Origin of the sequence: Phytohabitans kaempferiae (assembly GCF_042433955.1) — a bacterium.
Lineage (GTDB): Bacteria > Actinomycetota > Actinomycetes > Mycobacteriales > Micromonosporaceae > Phytohabitans > Phytohabitans kaempferiae.
This window is the reverse complement of sequence record NZ_JBHLUH010000004.1, coordinates 522167-536839: the sequence shown is the minus strand read 5'-3', so window position 1 is coordinate 536839 and position 14673 is coordinate 522167. Positions and strand designations below refer to the sequence as shown.

Genomic DNA, 14673 nt, shown 5'->3' with positions numbered 1-14673 from the left:
CTAGTCAAGCACGCCGGCCCGCACCGCAAGGCTGTGCAAGGCGCTGCTCTTGACCCCGCGCTTATGACGGCCCAGCATCTCGCGCACCAGCTCACGAATGATCACGTTGTACCGGACCGCCTCCGGCGCCAGATGCTCCGCCTCAAGCAGTTGCAGCAACGCATCGGCATCGCGCTTGCGTTGCGCGTGCGCCCACGCGAGATCAAGGTGGATCTGAGCCCGCCTGCTGCTCAGCCCAGCCGGCAGCCGGTCTGGCTCTACCGGCGCGGCCAGCCGCAACGCCTCGGCCGGATCACCGAGTTCGGCGGCAACGGACACCCGATGAATGGCCACATTGGTGGGTCCGAACGCTGTCCACGCATGGTTGGCATCGTGGCCGAGTAGATCGGCTAGGCCGTCCGCCAGATCCAGCCGCCGTAGCGCCTCGATCCGGTCAGTCCGACGAGACGCGATCACCGCCGCGATTAGCCACAGCGCCCCCGCGACCGACACCAGGGTCGGCGCATCCTGCCTGGCGTGCTGCTGGACCTCCTCCGCCATCCGCACCGCCAAGGACTCGGCGTCCTCCGGTCGGTCGCTTCGCAGCAACGCGCACACGACCTGGTAGGCCGCCGTGCCACGCGCGGCGAGCGACTCCGCGTCAACTGCCGCTGTCGCACAACGGTCTGCCGCAAGTAGAGCCAGGTCACTAGCGCCCATCTTGGTCAGCAGCTTCGATGCCACCAGGTACGCCGACACGTACTCAAGCAGCGCGTCGCGCCGGACATCGCTACGAGCCGACCGATGCAGGACATCAGCCGCGCCCAGCAACTCGGGCAGCCCGCCGATCACCTCTTCATACCGCGCTGCCTGATACGCCGCGTGCGCGCGCACGACGTCCGACCGCACCACGGCCACGTCGATCCGCTGGACCGGCTCTGCGGGAAATAAGCTGTCGTACTGCGTAAAGAACCGGCGAACCCCGCCCAGGCCACCGGCGACAGAGCCGCCGTCGGGCGCATATTGCCACGGAACTCCGGTCAACGCCTCGACCTCGACCCGCAGCACCTTCGCCATGTCCAGCAGCACGGACAGCCGATCAACCGACCGGATACCACGCTCCACCTGCGACAACCACGACTCAGAGCGGCCAACCAGCCCGGCCAGCGCCGTCTGGCTCAGCCCACGACGACGCCGGTACGCCGCGATCCGCTCCCCAACCGATCCAGACACCACCCACCAACCATCGCACGAGCCCTTGGCGATTCACACCCACGATCCCGCGATGCCTATAGACGCCGGCTCTGATACGCCCGCGTGTACAGCTCCTGTTTCGCCCGACGGAAGCCATCGCCACCCTGCTTGAGCCGGAACAACTCGTCTCTCACCTACGCTGCCCCTGTGACGGCAGCCTCAGAAGCAGGCCCACCAACGGCCACTCCCCGTGTCGCCGCAGGCGCGCTCATCTCCGACCAGGCTGGACGCGTCCTACTTGTGCGCCCGACTTACAAGGAGTACTGGGACATCCCAGGCGGATTTGTTGAGCCTGGCGAATCACCTCGCGCCGCATGCATCCGCGAAATCACCGAAGAACTCGGCCTAACGCCCCCGATCGCCGGCCTCCTGGTCGTGGACTGGGCACCTATCATGGACGAAGGCGACAAGCTACTTTTCATCTTTGATGGCGGCGAACTCGGCGACGACGCCCGAGCGCAGATCACCTTTCCAGACGGCGAGTTAGCCGAGTGGCGCTTCGTTGCAGGCGACGATCTCGACTGGTACACGATCGCCAGACTCGCGCGCCGCATACGCACCGCTATCGACGCCAAGAACGGCGAGCGAGGCGTCTACGCCGAACATGGAACTGAGCCGACAAAGTAGACATCCAGTCGTGGTACACGAGCTGTTCAAGCCCTCCAACAACTAAGTAGTAGACGCGGCCAAACGGGCCGTTTGTGGCGGCTGGCGCTCGGCGGTGGCACTGAGAGTGGTTAAGGCGGAGCTATAACGGCCAGGCCGCTGGAGCGTAACGGGCCAGCAGTCTCCCGCGCTCTCTAATAGCCTTGACATCCATTGAAGCGGGTTCTCCGGCTTGGCGCGTCATAGTGAACTTCGATTTGCTATAGGTTTCCCGCTTCTCAACGAAGGGCTTATCCGCCAGATTCCTATTGAGAGACTTCTCAAGGAGTGTCAAATTGTGAATTCTTGCTCTCATGGTAGCAAACTCGGTGAACTCATCATCGGATTCGAAACTCTGGCGGGTCATTGAGTCGGCGAGTATGTGCTCAACCGAGACGGATGTACTGCTCCAATCAGGCAGTCCTTCAGCATTGCCACCGCCAGCTAGAATTATTTGCCGCTCGATCCGCGCAAGCAAATACTTAGCACGCGCCAAGGAAAGTGGGCCGTATGCCTGGATGGCTTGGGTGAAGTCCTCATCATTTGGGACTACATGGCTCAGGTGGGACCGCACTTGATCCTGAGTCGTGGCCTTTCCGCCCGCCACAGCCAATGCGGCAGCGCAGAAGGCCTCCTCGGACTGCCCGCCGCCGATTTTTCCGCCCACGACGGATCGGATGGACCAACCAGTAACTTTGTTCACTAGCTTGGCAGCCTTCTCGGTTTCCCAGGAACGAAAGGCGGCGAGCAGCAGTGGGGTACTCGATTCAAAGCCAAACCTTCGGTTCGCCATCAATGAGTCGCGAACATCGGTGTTGATTCCAGTCCAGTGGCTGTTGTCTGGTTCACGTAGTGCTAGGTACGACACTAAAGCTCGCTCAAGCCGGAGTAGATATTCTCTGATGCCTACCGGCGTCTTCCCGATCGTTCCCTGCAGGGACTTGTAGAGGTTCCTCATAGTAACTTTACCGTGAATTGACATGTACTCGTACCGGATGAACTTGACTAGGTCGTCCGCTTTGTCAAACGCAGATGAGATAGTTGTCCAACTGCGCTCTACTAGCGCCAAGTAGTCTCGCCCCGCCTGGCTGAACAGATAGTTTTTTAGGAGATCGGCCGTCGTCAGCTCTGCCCCACGGTCGTTCAGCGTCTCGAAAATGACGTAGGCTTCAGATAGCTCACTGGCGAGTGCCAGTAGAACTTGTACTCTCCGCTCAAGCTGATCGACCATGTCGAGAAGGATCTTGTAATCCGAGTCGCCCGGCGCGAGATCCATGAGATGGCCCTTGCATATCTCATAACAGCGCACGACAGGATGATTAGGTGTACCGGATTTGCCGGATAGCATACGTTCGTATGATGGTGCATCTACTGGATTCAGGATGAGACGGGTAACGCGCTCCTCTTGCATTAGCTCAAACCGGCGCAGGTAGGTTTCATCTACAGCGTTGGCATGGTCGTGTTTGCCAAGCTGTTTCAGTCGGTCTCGGATCGCGACTAAGAGAATTGCGGTAGTCGTCAGCCTCTGCTGTCCGTCGACAATCAGCTGACGACTCGAATGCTCGGTGTCTGACGCCAGTACGACTGTCCCCATGAAGTATGACTGCTTACCTGAGCGGGCATTTTCAAGGTCGTCCAAGAATTCTTTTACATTCGCGTCATCCCAGGAGTAGCTGCGCTGAAACCTCGGAACCTTCAGCAGCCGATCGGAAAGAAGGTGAGCAAGCCGATCATGACCAAAGTTGGTGGGGTCTGCCATCGATCCTCCGTCGCGACGAGGGCTCACTATATCGATAAAAGCCCAACCCGCACCAATACGGACGAGTTCCCGACAACAGCGGTGACAGCCCTCGGACGGCGGTGCGCTGCTGGAGAGCAGGGCTCCCCACTTCCGCCTTCCGGCGATTGATCAGTGTTGGCAGAGGCTTGAGGGCCCTGGATGGACGGCCCGGCGGCCTGCCGCGGCCTGCCGAAACCATCTCGTAGGGATCAAGGCGCCGCGCAAGCGCGGCGCACCGTACGCGCTCGCGGATCGCCCTGCGGGCGGGCCTCCGGCCCGTCCTCGGGCGCCCGCGGCGCGCCGCACCAGCTACGCCTCATCGGGATCGACAAGATGCGAGGTGTCATCAGGGTCGACCACCAGGTGACCGAGGAAGTAGGCCCCGCACTTACGGCAGAATGCCCGCTCCTCCGCCCCATCAACAGTCCAATCACCGTCCGTCCCTGGGTAGCCGAGGTGCCACTGACCGTCGACCATAACCATGAGTTGTGGCCATGCAGGCTTACAGGAGCAGACGGTCTTCTTCGCCTCATGTGCCCATGCGAATGGCGGCGGGGTGTCCGCCTCGATGGCGAAGTTGCCCGGATAGGCGGCGCCACACTCGGCACAGCGGGCGGACAGCTCCATCAGCAGCACCCAAGGGCTCGGGTGTTCAGAGGGCTCGCACGGCATCACGAACCCGTTCTGTTCGGTGACCAGAGCTGGCCACTGCGGACGACAGCGGCACGACGCCCGCCCCCTCCTGAGCCACCCAATCACCACGCACCGATCCCTGACGACGATTGGCGCGAGACGCTACCACGCTCTCCCTGCCGGGGCTCTGCCCCGGACCCCGGCCCTACTCGGAGATCAGGGGAGGCCAAGTCACTCGGCGGGATCTCCTCGGTCGGGCACCGGGACGGCTGCCCGAGAACCTCCGACCGCGCCAAGGCCGAGCCGCTTCGCGGTCGCCTTCGGCGAGCCTTGACCCGGCCGGAGAACCCCGGGCAGGGGCGAGCCTGCCCGACCGAGGAGATCCCGCCCCGCCACCGCCAGTTATGCGCGGCAAGCCGCCGCCACGACAAGCCGCCCCGGACCTACGGCCCGGGGCGGTAATCCGTTGTAGCAGCGGCAATCCGCGCAAGATCAGCGAGTCAGCAGAAAGTCAGCGAACGCCGTCCTGCGCGGCCCCGACCGACCGCGCTGGACCGCACGACCGATGCGCCTGACCACGCAGAACAGCACTCGCTACCACTCAGCCCTACGACTGACCAGCCTCCCCCCGGCGGGGGTCGTCCTCGTTGTGGAAGCGCTTTCGTCGCAGGTCAGAGCCCTGATCCGTCTGATGTGGATCTTCAGGGGCCAAAACTCTTTCGCATTTCGATTCGCGTCGTTCGGGTCTGGTTGCGGCATGGTGCGAGCCGTACCGTACGCGCCATGGGAATCCTGCGGGCGAGTGTGATTCGGTGACCAGCGCGGAGGGCGGCGCGCCGCCAGCGCCGGTGTCCGCCCAGGTCACGCCCGGTCCGCGTGCGGCGGGCGCCTGTGCCCGCTGCGGTGTGGCGACCACGTCGATTCGGGATGCCGAGCCCTGGTGCCCCCGCTGCGAGTGGGGTCTCGACCGCTACGAGCCGGCCCGCCGCCACCCCGAGTTTGGCTGGCAGTGGGTCGATCGGCGCACGCACCGCCTCGCGTACCGGCTGACGCGTCATACGTTCCAACAGTTGATTTCGGAGGGCATCGACCGGCGCGGAGGTGGCCTCTCGCGGGCCGTGACCGTTGTGGCGTCGCTGCTCCTGCTGGTGCTTGTGGCGCTTCTGGTCGCCTGCGGCGTGTGGCTGTTGGTGCACGACTTTCCGGCGCTGACCATCCCGTTCGGCCTGGCCGCGCTGGGGCTGGCGTATGCGTTGCGGCCCCGCTTCGGGCGGCTCGACAGTTCGGCCGAGGTGCTTGACCGGGAGCGGGCACCGGCGTTGTTCAGGCTGGTCGGCGAGGTGGCGGCGGCGGTGGGCGCGCCGGTGCCGGATGTGGTGGCCGTCGATGGTGCTTTCGGTGCGTACGCAACCGCGGTCGGGCTGCGCCGCACCCGCGTGCTCTGCATCGGCCTGCCACTGTGGGCGGTCCTGTCACCGCAGGAGCGGGTGGCGCTTGTGGCGCACGAGCTGGGTCACTTCGTCAGTGGTGACGTGCGGCGCGGGCTGTTGACCCAGCCGGCCCTGACGATGCTGGGTGCGGCGGCCGATCTGGTGCGGCCAGTGAAATCCAGCATGGTGGAGACCAGCGGGCTGGGCGTCCTGCTAGCGGAGGTCGTGCAGCGGATGCTGGCGCGCCTGCTCTTCACGGCCCACGTGGTGCTGGTCGGGCTGGGGCAGCGCGACGCGCAGCGCGCCGAGTACCTGGCCGACGAGATGTCCGCCAAGGTGGCTGGCTCGACGGCCGCCGCGAGCCTGGCGGATGTGCTGTTGGTGGTGGACGCGGTGGAGATGGTGGTGCGCCGCGACGCCCGCGCGGGGCGTGGCCCGGCCGAGTGGCGCGGGTCGGCCGACGAAGCGCGGGCGTCTGCCGCCGCCAGCCTGCCGGCGCTGCGCCAGCTTTCCGTCCGCGATGATGCATCGCTTTTCGCATCGCATCCGCCGTCGGGCTTGCGGTGGCGGATGATTCGGGAACGGCCACAGCACGCCCCAACGGTCGCTCTCACCGAAGCGCGTCTCGAGCCGATCGAAAGCGAGCTGGCCAGGCATTACGAGCGGATCGCGCGGGACATCAGCTGGGGCGGGTGACCCGCTCGCCCTAGCAGATCAGCCGTCTCCGTGGGAGTTATCCACAGGCGGCCCAGTTATCCACAGATGGATCTTGGTGGCATTGGCGCGGCGTGGCGGCGGCGGGACGGTATTGGCCATCCCCGCCCTCGCCATAGGAGCAGCGAATGTCACTGCCCACCGCCCGCCGCCTGCCCTTGCTGGTGACCGCCGACGAGGAGCTTCTCGAAGAACTGCTCCGCATCGCGGCCGCCGGCGGCTCCGAGCTCGACCTCGCGCCCGATGCGGCGGCCGCCCGCCCGCGATATCAGGCCGCGCCGCTGGTCCTCATCGGCGTCGACCAGGCCAGGGTCGCGCTCCGGGCAGCCTTGCCGCGCCGCCCACGTGTCGTCCTCGTTGGCAGATCCTCCGCGTACGGGGGTGATCCGTGGGCGCTGGCCGAGGCGTTGGGCGCCGAGCATGTGGCGATGCTGCCGGCGGCCGAGGGGTGGTTGGCCGAGCGCTTCGCCGAGCGGCTGCCCAGCCTCGGGCACGGCAGGGTGCTGGGCGTGGTCGGCGGGCGGGGCGGTGCCGGCGCGAGCGTGCTCGCCACAGCGTTGGCCGTGACGGCAAAGCGGGCCGGCCTGCGCACGTTGTTGGTCGACGGTGATCCGCTCGGCGGCGGCCTCGACCTGGTGATGGGCTGGGAGGAGATCGACGGGCTCCGGTGGCCGGCGCTCAGCCAGGCCGACGGCCGCATCGACGCCACCGCGCTGGTCGGCGCGCTGCCCAACCGTGGTGGTCTCGTGGTGCTCTCGTGGGATCGCGGCGAGCTGGTCGGCCTCCCACCTGAGGCGATGGCGGCGACCATGGACGCCGGCCGGCGCGCCTGCGATCTGGTTGTGGTCGACCTGCCGCGGCGGTTCGACGAGGCGGCGGTGGTGGCGTTGCAGGCCGCCGACCGGGTCTACCTGGTGGTCCCCGCCGAGCTGCGGGCGACCGCCGCCGCGGGCCGCATCGCAGCGCTCGCCCGAGTGCACTGCACCGATCTCGCGCTGATCGTGCGGGGCCCGACGCCCGGCCGGCTGGGCGCCCGAGACATCGCCGAATCGCTGCACATGCCGCTCGCGGGCACGCTCCGTCCTGAGCCGGCGCTCTCCCGCAGCCTGGAGAAGGGTGAGGCGCCGGCGTCCAAGGGGCGCGGCCCGCTGGCTGTGCTCTGCCAGCGCCTGGTGTCGGAGCTGACCGGCACGTCCATGGCGGCCGCGGCATGACCGGCCAGGTCGATCTCGCGAGCCGGGTGCGTCGGCGCTTCGCCATAGAGGGCGTGGAGGCGACGCCGTCGGCCGTGGTCTCGGCTGTGCGCGGTGAGCCCGGTGGCGCGGTCCTCGGAGACAGCGCGGTGCTGCGACTCGCCAGCAAGGTGCACAGCGACCTTGTCGGGGCCGGACCGCTGACGCCCTACCTGACCGATCCGGCGGTCACCGACGTGCTGGTCAACGGCCGCGATGTGTGGGTCGACCGGGGCAGTGGGCTGCAGCGTGTGTCCACTGTGCTCGGCGGTCCCGACGAGGTGCGGCGGCTAGCCCAGCGGCTGGCGGCGGGGTGTGGGCGGCGCCTCGACGACGCCAGCCCGTACGTCGACGCCCGCCTGCCCGACGGCACGCGGCTCCACGCCGTGCTGCCACCGGTGGCGACTGAGGGGCCGTACCTGTCGCTGCGCACCTTCCGGCAGCGGCCGTTCTCGCTCCACGAGCTGATCGAGCAGGGCACCGTGCCCGAGCCGATCGCCACGCTGCTGGCCGCGATCGTGGGGGCACGCCTGGCATACCTGGTGACCGGCGGCACCGGCTCGGGCAAGACCACGCTTCTCAACACACTGCTCGCCCTGGTGCCGCAGCACGAGCGGATCGTGCTGGTCGAAGACGCCGCCGAGCTGCGCCCGGTGCATCCGCACGTGGTGGGCCTCCAGGCGCGGACCTCCAATGTGGAGGGGATGGGCACCGTGACGCTTAGCGACCTCGTGCGCCAGGCACTGCGGATGCGCCCCGACCGACTGGTGGTGGGCGAGTGCCGAGGTGCGGAGGTGGTCGACCTGCTCGCGGCGCTTAACACGGGTCACGAGGGCGGCGCGGGCACGCTCCACGCCAACTCGCCCGCCGACGTGCCGGCCCGGCTGGAGGCGCTCGGCCTCCTCGGCGGCCTGCCTCGGGCCGCGCTGCACGCCCAGGCGGCCGCCGCGTTGCAGTTGGTGCTGCACGTGCGGCGTACGCGGGGCGGGCGGATCCTAGACTCGATCTGCGTACTGATGCCGGCCGGCAGCGAGCGGCTCGTGACCGTACTGCCCGCGTGGCGGCGGGGGCACGGGCCAGGGCCGGCGGCGCAGGCGCTGGCCAGGATGTTCCTCGACCGGTCGGTGCTGGTGCCGCCGGTCCTCGCCGGCGAAGGGTCCCGGCCGTGACCGCGCGGTGGTGGGTCACCGCCGCCTGCCTGGGAGCCGCAGCGGTGGTGCTGTGCTGGCCGCGACGCAGCCGGCAGGCCCGGCTGATGAGCCCGCCTCGGCCGGCGGGGCCCAGCCTCCGGGCGCGCCTGGAGGTGCTTTCCAGCCGGCGGGCGATGCTTCTGGCCGTGGCGTTCGCGGCGCTGGCTGGCGTGCTGCTCGCCGGTCCGGTCGCCGGGGTGGCCGTGGGCGCCTACGGGGCGATCGCCGCGCGTGCCGTGCTGCGCCGCCGGGCATCCCGCGCCGAGACGGCGATGCGCACGCGGTCGCTCGACGCGCTGTGTGGTCTGGCCGCCGACCTCCGGGCCGGCCTGCCGCCTTCGGGAGTCTCCGGTGCCGCCGTACTGGCGGGCGCCTCGGATGGTGCGGTGACGGGTCCGGTCGGGATCGAAGACCGCCGGATGGCCCAGCTCACCGACGCGGCGTGGCGGCTCTCCGAGCGCACCGGCGCTCCGATCGCCGACCTGATCGAGCGCATCGAGGCCGACACTCGGGCGATCGATCGGGCCGGTGCGGCCGCGGCGGCCCAGGCGGCCGGCGCGCGGGCGACCGCGTGGCTGCTCGCCGGGCTGCCGGTGGGCGGGATCGTGCTGGGTTACAGCATCGGCGTCGACCCGCTGGGCGTGCTGCTCCATTCGCCGATCGGGGCCGCCTGCGCGGTGGGCGCGATCGTCCTCCAGGTCGGCGGGCTCACCTGGGCCGATCGCCTCGCGGCCGCAGGCACCGCCCGGCCGGAGCCAGCGCCGTCCTCGCGAGCTCCGGGGCATCCCAGCGATCCCGGGCACAGTGCGGGAGACGGCCGGCAGCGCGCTCGACCGGCCGGCGGTGACGAAGCGCTCCAGGCGGCGGGCCCGATGCAGGTGACCGCCTCGGCGGCGGAGCGCGACGCCGGCCGGCGGAGGCCTCGACCGAGGCCGCGCCCCGCGAGCGAGAGCGGCGCCGGCGTGGTTCGAGTGGGCGTGCGGAGTGACCGATGACGGCGGTGGAAGCAGTGGTCATCGCGGGCCTGGCGGCTGCCGCGGTCGCGGTTGGGCTGCGCGCCCGGCCGGAGCGGCGACGGCCCTCCAGTGCCTCCGCCCGCACGCGGTGGCGGCCCGATCCGATGCGGCTCGCCGCCGGGCTTGGCGGCTTCGCGGTGGCGCTCTTCGTCGGTGGCGTGCTGGGGCTGGCGGTCGGTGCTGCGGTGGCGGTGGTCCTGGATCGGCAGTTGCGGCGCCTGGAGCCGCCCGAGGTCCGCGCCCGGCGGCTCCGCGAGGTGGCCGATCTACCGCTGGCCGCAGACCTGATGGCCGCGGGTTTGCGCGCGGGCGCACCGGTCGACCGTGCGGCCGCCGCCGTGGCCGAGGCGATCGGTGGGCCGCTCGGTGAGCGGCTGGCCCGCGTGGCCCGTTCGCTCCGCCTGGGCGCCGAGCCAGCCGAGGCGTGGGCGCACGTCACGACCGTGGCCAGCGCCGGGCGGATGGCGCAGGCGGCGGTGCGGTCGAGCGCGAGCGGCGCCGCCCTGGCCGGTGCGTTGACCCGGCTCGCCGACGACCTGCGCGCCGACCGTGCCGTGGCCAGCGAGGCGGCCGCCCGCCGGGCCGGAGTGCTCATCGTACTGCCGCTGGGGCTGTGCTTCCTGCCGGCGTTCATCCTCGCCGGCCTGGTGCCGGTGCTCGTGGCCGTACTACGCGACGTGCTCTGAGCGGCCGGCACCGCTGGGCGCGACCTGGCGGCCACCGCGACCGCAGTGGCCCCCGCGGGATCAAAGGCTCAGCGGAGGCACGGGATTCAAGGCTTCGCCCACCAGCCGGGTGGGCGGGAAGCCCACCAGCCCGGTGGGCGAGAAACAGGACGAAGAGAGGGGATTCGTGTGCGCAGACTGATCGCTCGGCTGCGGGGAGCCGGGTCACGGGGGATCGCGGCGCGGCGGCGAGGGGTCCCGGCTGACGCCGGGATGAACACGGCCGAATACGCCGTCGGGACCATGGCGGCGGTCGCATTCGCCGGCGTTCTGCTGAAGGTGCTTACCAGCGGCAGCATCCAGGGAGCGCTCAGCGGCATCATCCAAGGGGCGCTCAAGTGAGCCGGGGCCGGTGGCCCGGTCGCGATCGCCGAGCTGGTCGCGAACGGCGATTCGGCGGTGACCGGGGGTCGTTCACCGCCGAGATGGCGGCCGGGCTGCCGGCCCTGATGCTGTTGCTGTTCGGCGGGCTGACGGCGGTCAGCGCGGTGACCACCAAGGCCCAGTGCGTCGACGCGGCCCGCGAGGCGGCGTTGGCCGGTGCCCGCGGTGAAGACGCCGCCGCGGCGGGGCAGCGCGTCGCTCCGGCGGGGGCCACGGTCTCGGTCACGGTGGAGGGAGACACGGTGGTGGTGACCGTGCGGGCCGCGGTGCGCGCGGTCGGCGGCGGTCTCCCCGGCGCGTCGGTCGCCGCCACGGCGGTCGCGGCGATGGAGCCGGGCTCGACCGGAGCGGGCCGATGACCAGGCGGCCGCGCCACGGCAGAGGCACACGGCGCAGGCCGGCCGACCGAGGCGCGGCGACCATCGTCGTCCTGGCGGTCGGCCTGATCCTGATCGGCCTGGGCCTTGCCGGTGCCGCAGTCGGCGCGGCGAGGGTGGCCCGCCACGAGGCACGCACGGCCGCCGACCTGGGGGCGCTCGCGGGCGCGATGAGGGTCCTCGAAGGCCCCGAGACGGCGTGCGCCCGCGCTGATGAGCTTGTGTCCCGAAATGGCGGCCGGCTCGCGGCCTGCACAGTGGACGGGCTTGACCTGGTGGTCAGCGTCGAGGTCGAGGCGGCGCCCCTGCCCGGCTTCTACGGCACGGCCAGAGCGGCGGCTCGCGCGGGCCCGGTGCGCGCCGGATGACGGGTCAGCCAAATCAAGAGCGCCAGTGCGGCGGCTCGCGCGGACCCGGTACGTGCCGGATGACGGGTCAGCCAAATCAAGAGCGCCAGTGCGGCGGCTCGCGCGGACCCGGTGCGCGCCGGATGACGGGTCAGCCAAATCCGGGTTGGGCACCGTGTGAAGGCTGGCCCGCCGCGCGAGGGCTTGGCGCCGACCTGGAGGCCCAAGGTGCAGAGCAGCAGGGCGCACGCCGGCTGCCGCAGACCGGGGCACGCCCATCGTAAACAAGCCCCGGGGCGGGCAACCTCTACGGCTGGGCCACTCGCAGGGCCAGGCCGTTCAGCACCTGCTGGATGCTGTACAGGCGCTGGTTGATCATCTCTAGGCGCTCCGCCTGGGCGAACGCGGCGTATGCCTGGGCTAGTGCGATCTGCTGGTCGGTGGTGAGGGTTTCCTGGTTGATTCCATAGAGGATCTCTATGGTCTCGGCGATCGTGTTGGCCACGGATCGACGCTACCTAGCCATCCATGTTCGTCGAAGCATGTGAGCAGGATTTAACGGGGTAGCGACGACAACACCACGTCCAGGACACGTACGGCGTCGGCTTTGGACAGTGGGTTGTTGCCGTTGCCGCATTTGGGCGACTGCACGCACGACGGGCAGCCCGTCTCGCAGGCGCATCCGTCGATCGCGTCGCGCGTGGCCTGGAGCCACGCGGCGGCAATCTTGTACGCGCGCTCGGCGAAGCCCGCACCGCCGGGATGGCCGTCGTACACGAACACGGTGGGCGCGCCGGTGTCGGGGTGGCCCGCCGTGGAGAGGCCGCCGATGTCCCAGCGGTCGCAGGTCGCCACGAGCGGCAGCAGCCCGATGGCGGCGTGCTCGGCCGCGTGCAGACCGCCGGGCACGTCATCCACGCCGGCGGCCTCCAGCGACTGGGGCGAGAGCGTAAACCACACCGCGGTCGTGCGGAGCTCACGGGTCGGCAGCTCGAGTGGCCAGGTGCCCAGCACCTCGCCGGAACCGATGCGGCGTCGCTGGTACGAGACCACCTGGCTGGTCACGTCGACGTCGCCGAAGAAGAGGCCGACCGGCCCGGCGTCGACATAGGACCGCACCGACACGACGGAGAGGGAGGTGACGTCACGGGCGTGCGTGGACCACTCCGGCTCCTCGCGGTGCACCAGCGCGACCGCGTCGTCGAGGTCGAGGTCGTCCACGATGTACGACTCGCCTTGGTGCAGGTAGACGGCGCCGGGGTGCACCATGAAGTGCGACGAGCCGGGATCGACGGTGCCGAGCAGCCGCCCGGTCGCCGCCTCCACCACGCACACGGGCAGGCCGCCGGTGCCGCGCAGGTCGACCTCGGGGCGCTCCTTGCCGGTCCAGTACCAGCCGCTGGGGCGCCGCCGCAGGATGCCCTCCGCCACCAGCTCGTCGAGCACCGCCGCCGCCTCGGGGCCAAAGAGCGGCAGGTCGGCGCGGGTGAGCGGGGCCTCGTAGGCGGCGCTGCAGAGCTGGGGCGCCAGCACGTACGGATTGGCGGGGTCGAGCACGGTCGCCTCCACCGGGCGGCCGAAAAGCGCCTCGGGGTGGTGCACCAGGTAGGTGTCGAGCGGATCGTCGCGGGCGACGAGCACGGCCAGCGCCTCGTGACCGTTGCGCCCGGCCCGCCCGGCCTGCTGCCACAGCGACGCGCGCGTGCCCGGCCAGCCGCAGATCACGACCGCGTCGAGGCCGACGAGGTCGACGCCGAGCTCCAGGGCGTTGGTGGAGGCGAGGCCGAGCAGCTCGCCGGAGTGCAGGGCGGCCTCCAGCTCGCGCCGCTCCTCGCGCAGGTAGCCACCCCGGTAGGCGGCGACCCGCGCGCCCAGCCCGGGCACCGCCTCGTCGAGCGAGCGGCGGGCCATGGTCGCCACCGCCTCGGCGCCGCGCCTGGAGCGGACGAAGGCGAGCGTGCGTACCCCGTTGATGACCGCGTCGGCGAGGAGGTCGGCGCTCTCCCGCAGCGCGGACCTCCGCACCGGCGTGGCGTCGCCGCCGCCCTCGAAGACCGGCTGCTGCGCCGGCTCGCACAGCGCGAACGTCACCCCGCCTCGCGGCGACGCGTCTTCGGTGACCGCCTCGACCACCAGGCCGGTGAGCCGCTTGGCCGAGGTCGCCGGGTCGCCCGACGTGGCCGAGGCGAGCACGAAGACCGGGGTGCGACCGTAGCGGGCGGCCGCCCGCCGCAGCCGCCGCAGCACGTGGGAGACGTGCGAGCCGAAGACGCCGCGGTAGCTGTGGCACTCGTCGACAACGACGTAGCGCAGCCGCCGCAGAAACGTGGCCCAGGCCGCGTGCCCGGGGAGGATGCCGTGGTGCAGCATGTCCGGGTTTGTCAGCACGAAGCGGGAGTGCTGGCGGATCCACTCCCGCTCCTCGCGCGGGGTGTCGCCGTCGTAACACGCAGGTCGTACTCCATCGATGTCGAGCGCGGCGACGGCGCGCAACTGGTCGGCGGCGAGTGCCTTGGTCGGTGCCAGATAAAGAGTGGTGGCGCGGGGGTCGGCGAGCAGCGCGGCGAGCGCGGGGAGCTGGTAGGCCATCGACTTGCCGGAGGCCGTGCCGGTGGCGACGACGACGTGGCGCCCGGCGTGCGCGTGACTGGCCGCCTCTGCCTGGTGCCGCCACGGCGCGGTGACCCCGCGCTGGGCGAAGGCCGCCCGGAGCGGGTCGGGCACCCAGCCCGGCCAGGGCACGGTCTCGCCGGCGCGGGTGGGCACTCGCTCGATGTGGGTGACGGAGTCGGGGCGCAATCGGCGGAGGAGCTCAGCCGGCTCGGCGACGGTCGTCACGCCATGCACTCTCGCACTGGTGTGCGGAAAACCCAAACAGGTGAGTGTGCCGAAACCTGAACGTGCTGGCCGGGCGGCTCACCGCGCAGGCCGTGTCGATGGTTAGATGCCCGGGAGGACCGGAAAATG

Annotated in this window: 14 protein-coding genes; 9 read left to right on the top strand and 5 right to left on the bottom strand. The window is 70.2% G+C overall.

What is annotated here, in order from left to right:
• Positions 1 to 1212, bottom strand: coding sequence for a helix-turn-helix domain-containing protein (locus ACFFIA_RS03680; protein WP_377245202.1), 1212 nt, complete (start codon positions 1210 to 1212; stop codon positions 1 to 3).
• A gap of 168 nt (positions 1213 to 1380) precedes the next feature.
• Between ACFFIA_RS03680 and ACFFIA_RS03675 the strand changes: the two genes are divergently transcribed.
• On the top strand, positions 1381 to 1860 hold the full coding sequence (locus tag ACFFIA_RS03675; protein ID WP_377245199.1) for an NUDIX domain-containing protein: 480 nt from the start codon (positions 1381 to 1383) through the stop codon (positions 1858 to 1860).
• A gap of 121 nt (positions 1861 to 1981) precedes the next feature.
• Here the strand turns inward: ACFFIA_RS03675 and ACFFIA_RS03670 are convergent, their stop codons facing one another.
• Together ACFFIA_RS03670 and ACFFIA_RS03665 are read right to left on the bottom strand one after the other, a co-directional pair.
• The gene (locus ACFFIA_RS03670; RefSeq protein ID WP_377245196.1) at positions 1982 to 3637 is read right to left on the bottom strand and encodes a DUF262 domain-containing protein; all 1656 of its coding nucleotides are present in this window, start codon (positions 3635 to 3637) and stop codon (positions 1982 to 1984) included.
• A 330-nt stretch (positions 3638 to 3967) separates the two neighbouring features.
• Positions 3968 to 4294, bottom strand: coding sequence for a hypothetical protein (locus ACFFIA_RS03665; RefSeq protein WP_377245193.1), 327 nt, complete (start codon positions 4292 to 4294; stop codon positions 3968 to 3970).
• Positions 4295 to 5103: 809 nt separating this feature from the next.
• Here ACFFIA_RS03665 and ACFFIA_RS03660 point away from each other — a divergent pair.
• From ACFFIA_RS03660 to ACFFIA_RS03625, 8 genes are all read left to right on the top strand, one after another.
• Positions 5104 to 6417, top strand: a complete 1314-nt coding sequence (locus tag ACFFIA_RS03660) for a M48 family metallopeptidase (protein WP_377245190.1) — start codon at positions 5104 to 5106, stop codon at positions 6415 to 6417.
• Between the two features lie 182 nt (positions 6418 to 6599).
• Entirely contained in the window at positions 6600 to 7649 is a 1050-nt protein-coding gene (gene ssd / locus ACFFIA_RS03655) for a septum site-determining protein Ssd (protein WP_377245708.1), read from the top strand.
• Positions 7646 to 8836 (top strand): TadA family conjugal transfer-associated ATPase, encoded by a 1191-nt coding sequence (locus ACFFIA_RS03650; protein ID WP_377245187.1) that lies wholly within the window; start codon positions 7646 to 7648, stop codon positions 8834 to 8836. The genes ssd and ACFFIA_RS03650 overlap by 4 nt, the downstream gene beginning before the upstream one ends.
• Positions 8833 to 9852, top strand: coding sequence for a type II secretion system F family protein (locus tag ACFFIA_RS03645; RefSeq protein WP_377245184.1), 1020 nt, complete (start codon positions 8833 to 8835; stop codon positions 9850 to 9852). The genes ACFFIA_RS03650 and ACFFIA_RS03645 overlap by 4 nt, the downstream gene beginning before the upstream one ends.
• 125 nt (positions 9853 to 9977) lie before the next feature.
• Positions 9978 to 10559 (top strand): type II secretion system F family protein, encoded by a 582-nt coding sequence (locus tag ACFFIA_RS03640; protein WP_377245705.1) that lies wholly within the window; start codon positions 9978 to 9980, stop codon positions 10557 to 10559.
• Positions 10560 to 10721: 162 nt separating this feature from the next.
• Positions 10722 to 10940: a DUF4244 domain-containing protein gene (locus ACFFIA_RS03635; protein WP_377245702.1), complete on the top strand. Its 219-nt coding sequence runs from the start codon at positions 10722 to 10724 to the stop codon at positions 10938 to 10940.
• Positions 10937 to 11341, top strand: a complete 405-nt coding sequence (locus tag ACFFIA_RS03630) for a TadE family type IV pilus minor pilin (RefSeq protein ID WP_377245181.1) — start codon at positions 10937 to 10939, stop codon at positions 11339 to 11341. Before ACFFIA_RS03635 ends, ACFFIA_RS03630 begins: the two co-directional genes overlap by 4 nt.
• Positions 11338 to 11727 (top strand): Rv3654c family TadE-like protein, encoded by a 390-nt coding sequence (locus tag ACFFIA_RS03625; RefSeq protein ID WP_377245178.1) that lies wholly within the window; start codon positions 11338 to 11340, stop codon positions 11725 to 11727. The genes ACFFIA_RS03630 and ACFFIA_RS03625 overlap by 4 nt, the downstream gene beginning before the upstream one ends.
• 286 nt (positions 11728 to 12013) lie before the next feature.
• Here ACFFIA_RS03625 and ACFFIA_RS03620 read toward each other — a convergent pair whose 3' ends face one another.
• Together ACFFIA_RS03620 and ACFFIA_RS03615 are read right to left on the bottom strand one after the other, a co-directional pair.
• On the bottom strand, positions 12014 to 12211 hold the full coding sequence (locus tag ACFFIA_RS03620) for a hypothetical protein (RefSeq protein ID WP_377245175.1): 198 nt from the start codon (positions 12209 to 12211) through the stop codon (positions 12014 to 12016).
• A 50-nt stretch (positions 12212 to 12261) separates the two neighbouring features.
• Entirely contained in the window at positions 12262 to 14544 is a 2283-nt protein-coding gene (locus ACFFIA_RS03615) for a DNA 3'-5' helicase SftH (protein WP_377245172.1), read from the bottom strand.
• Between the last annotated feature and the right edge of the window lie 129 nt (positions 14545 to 14673).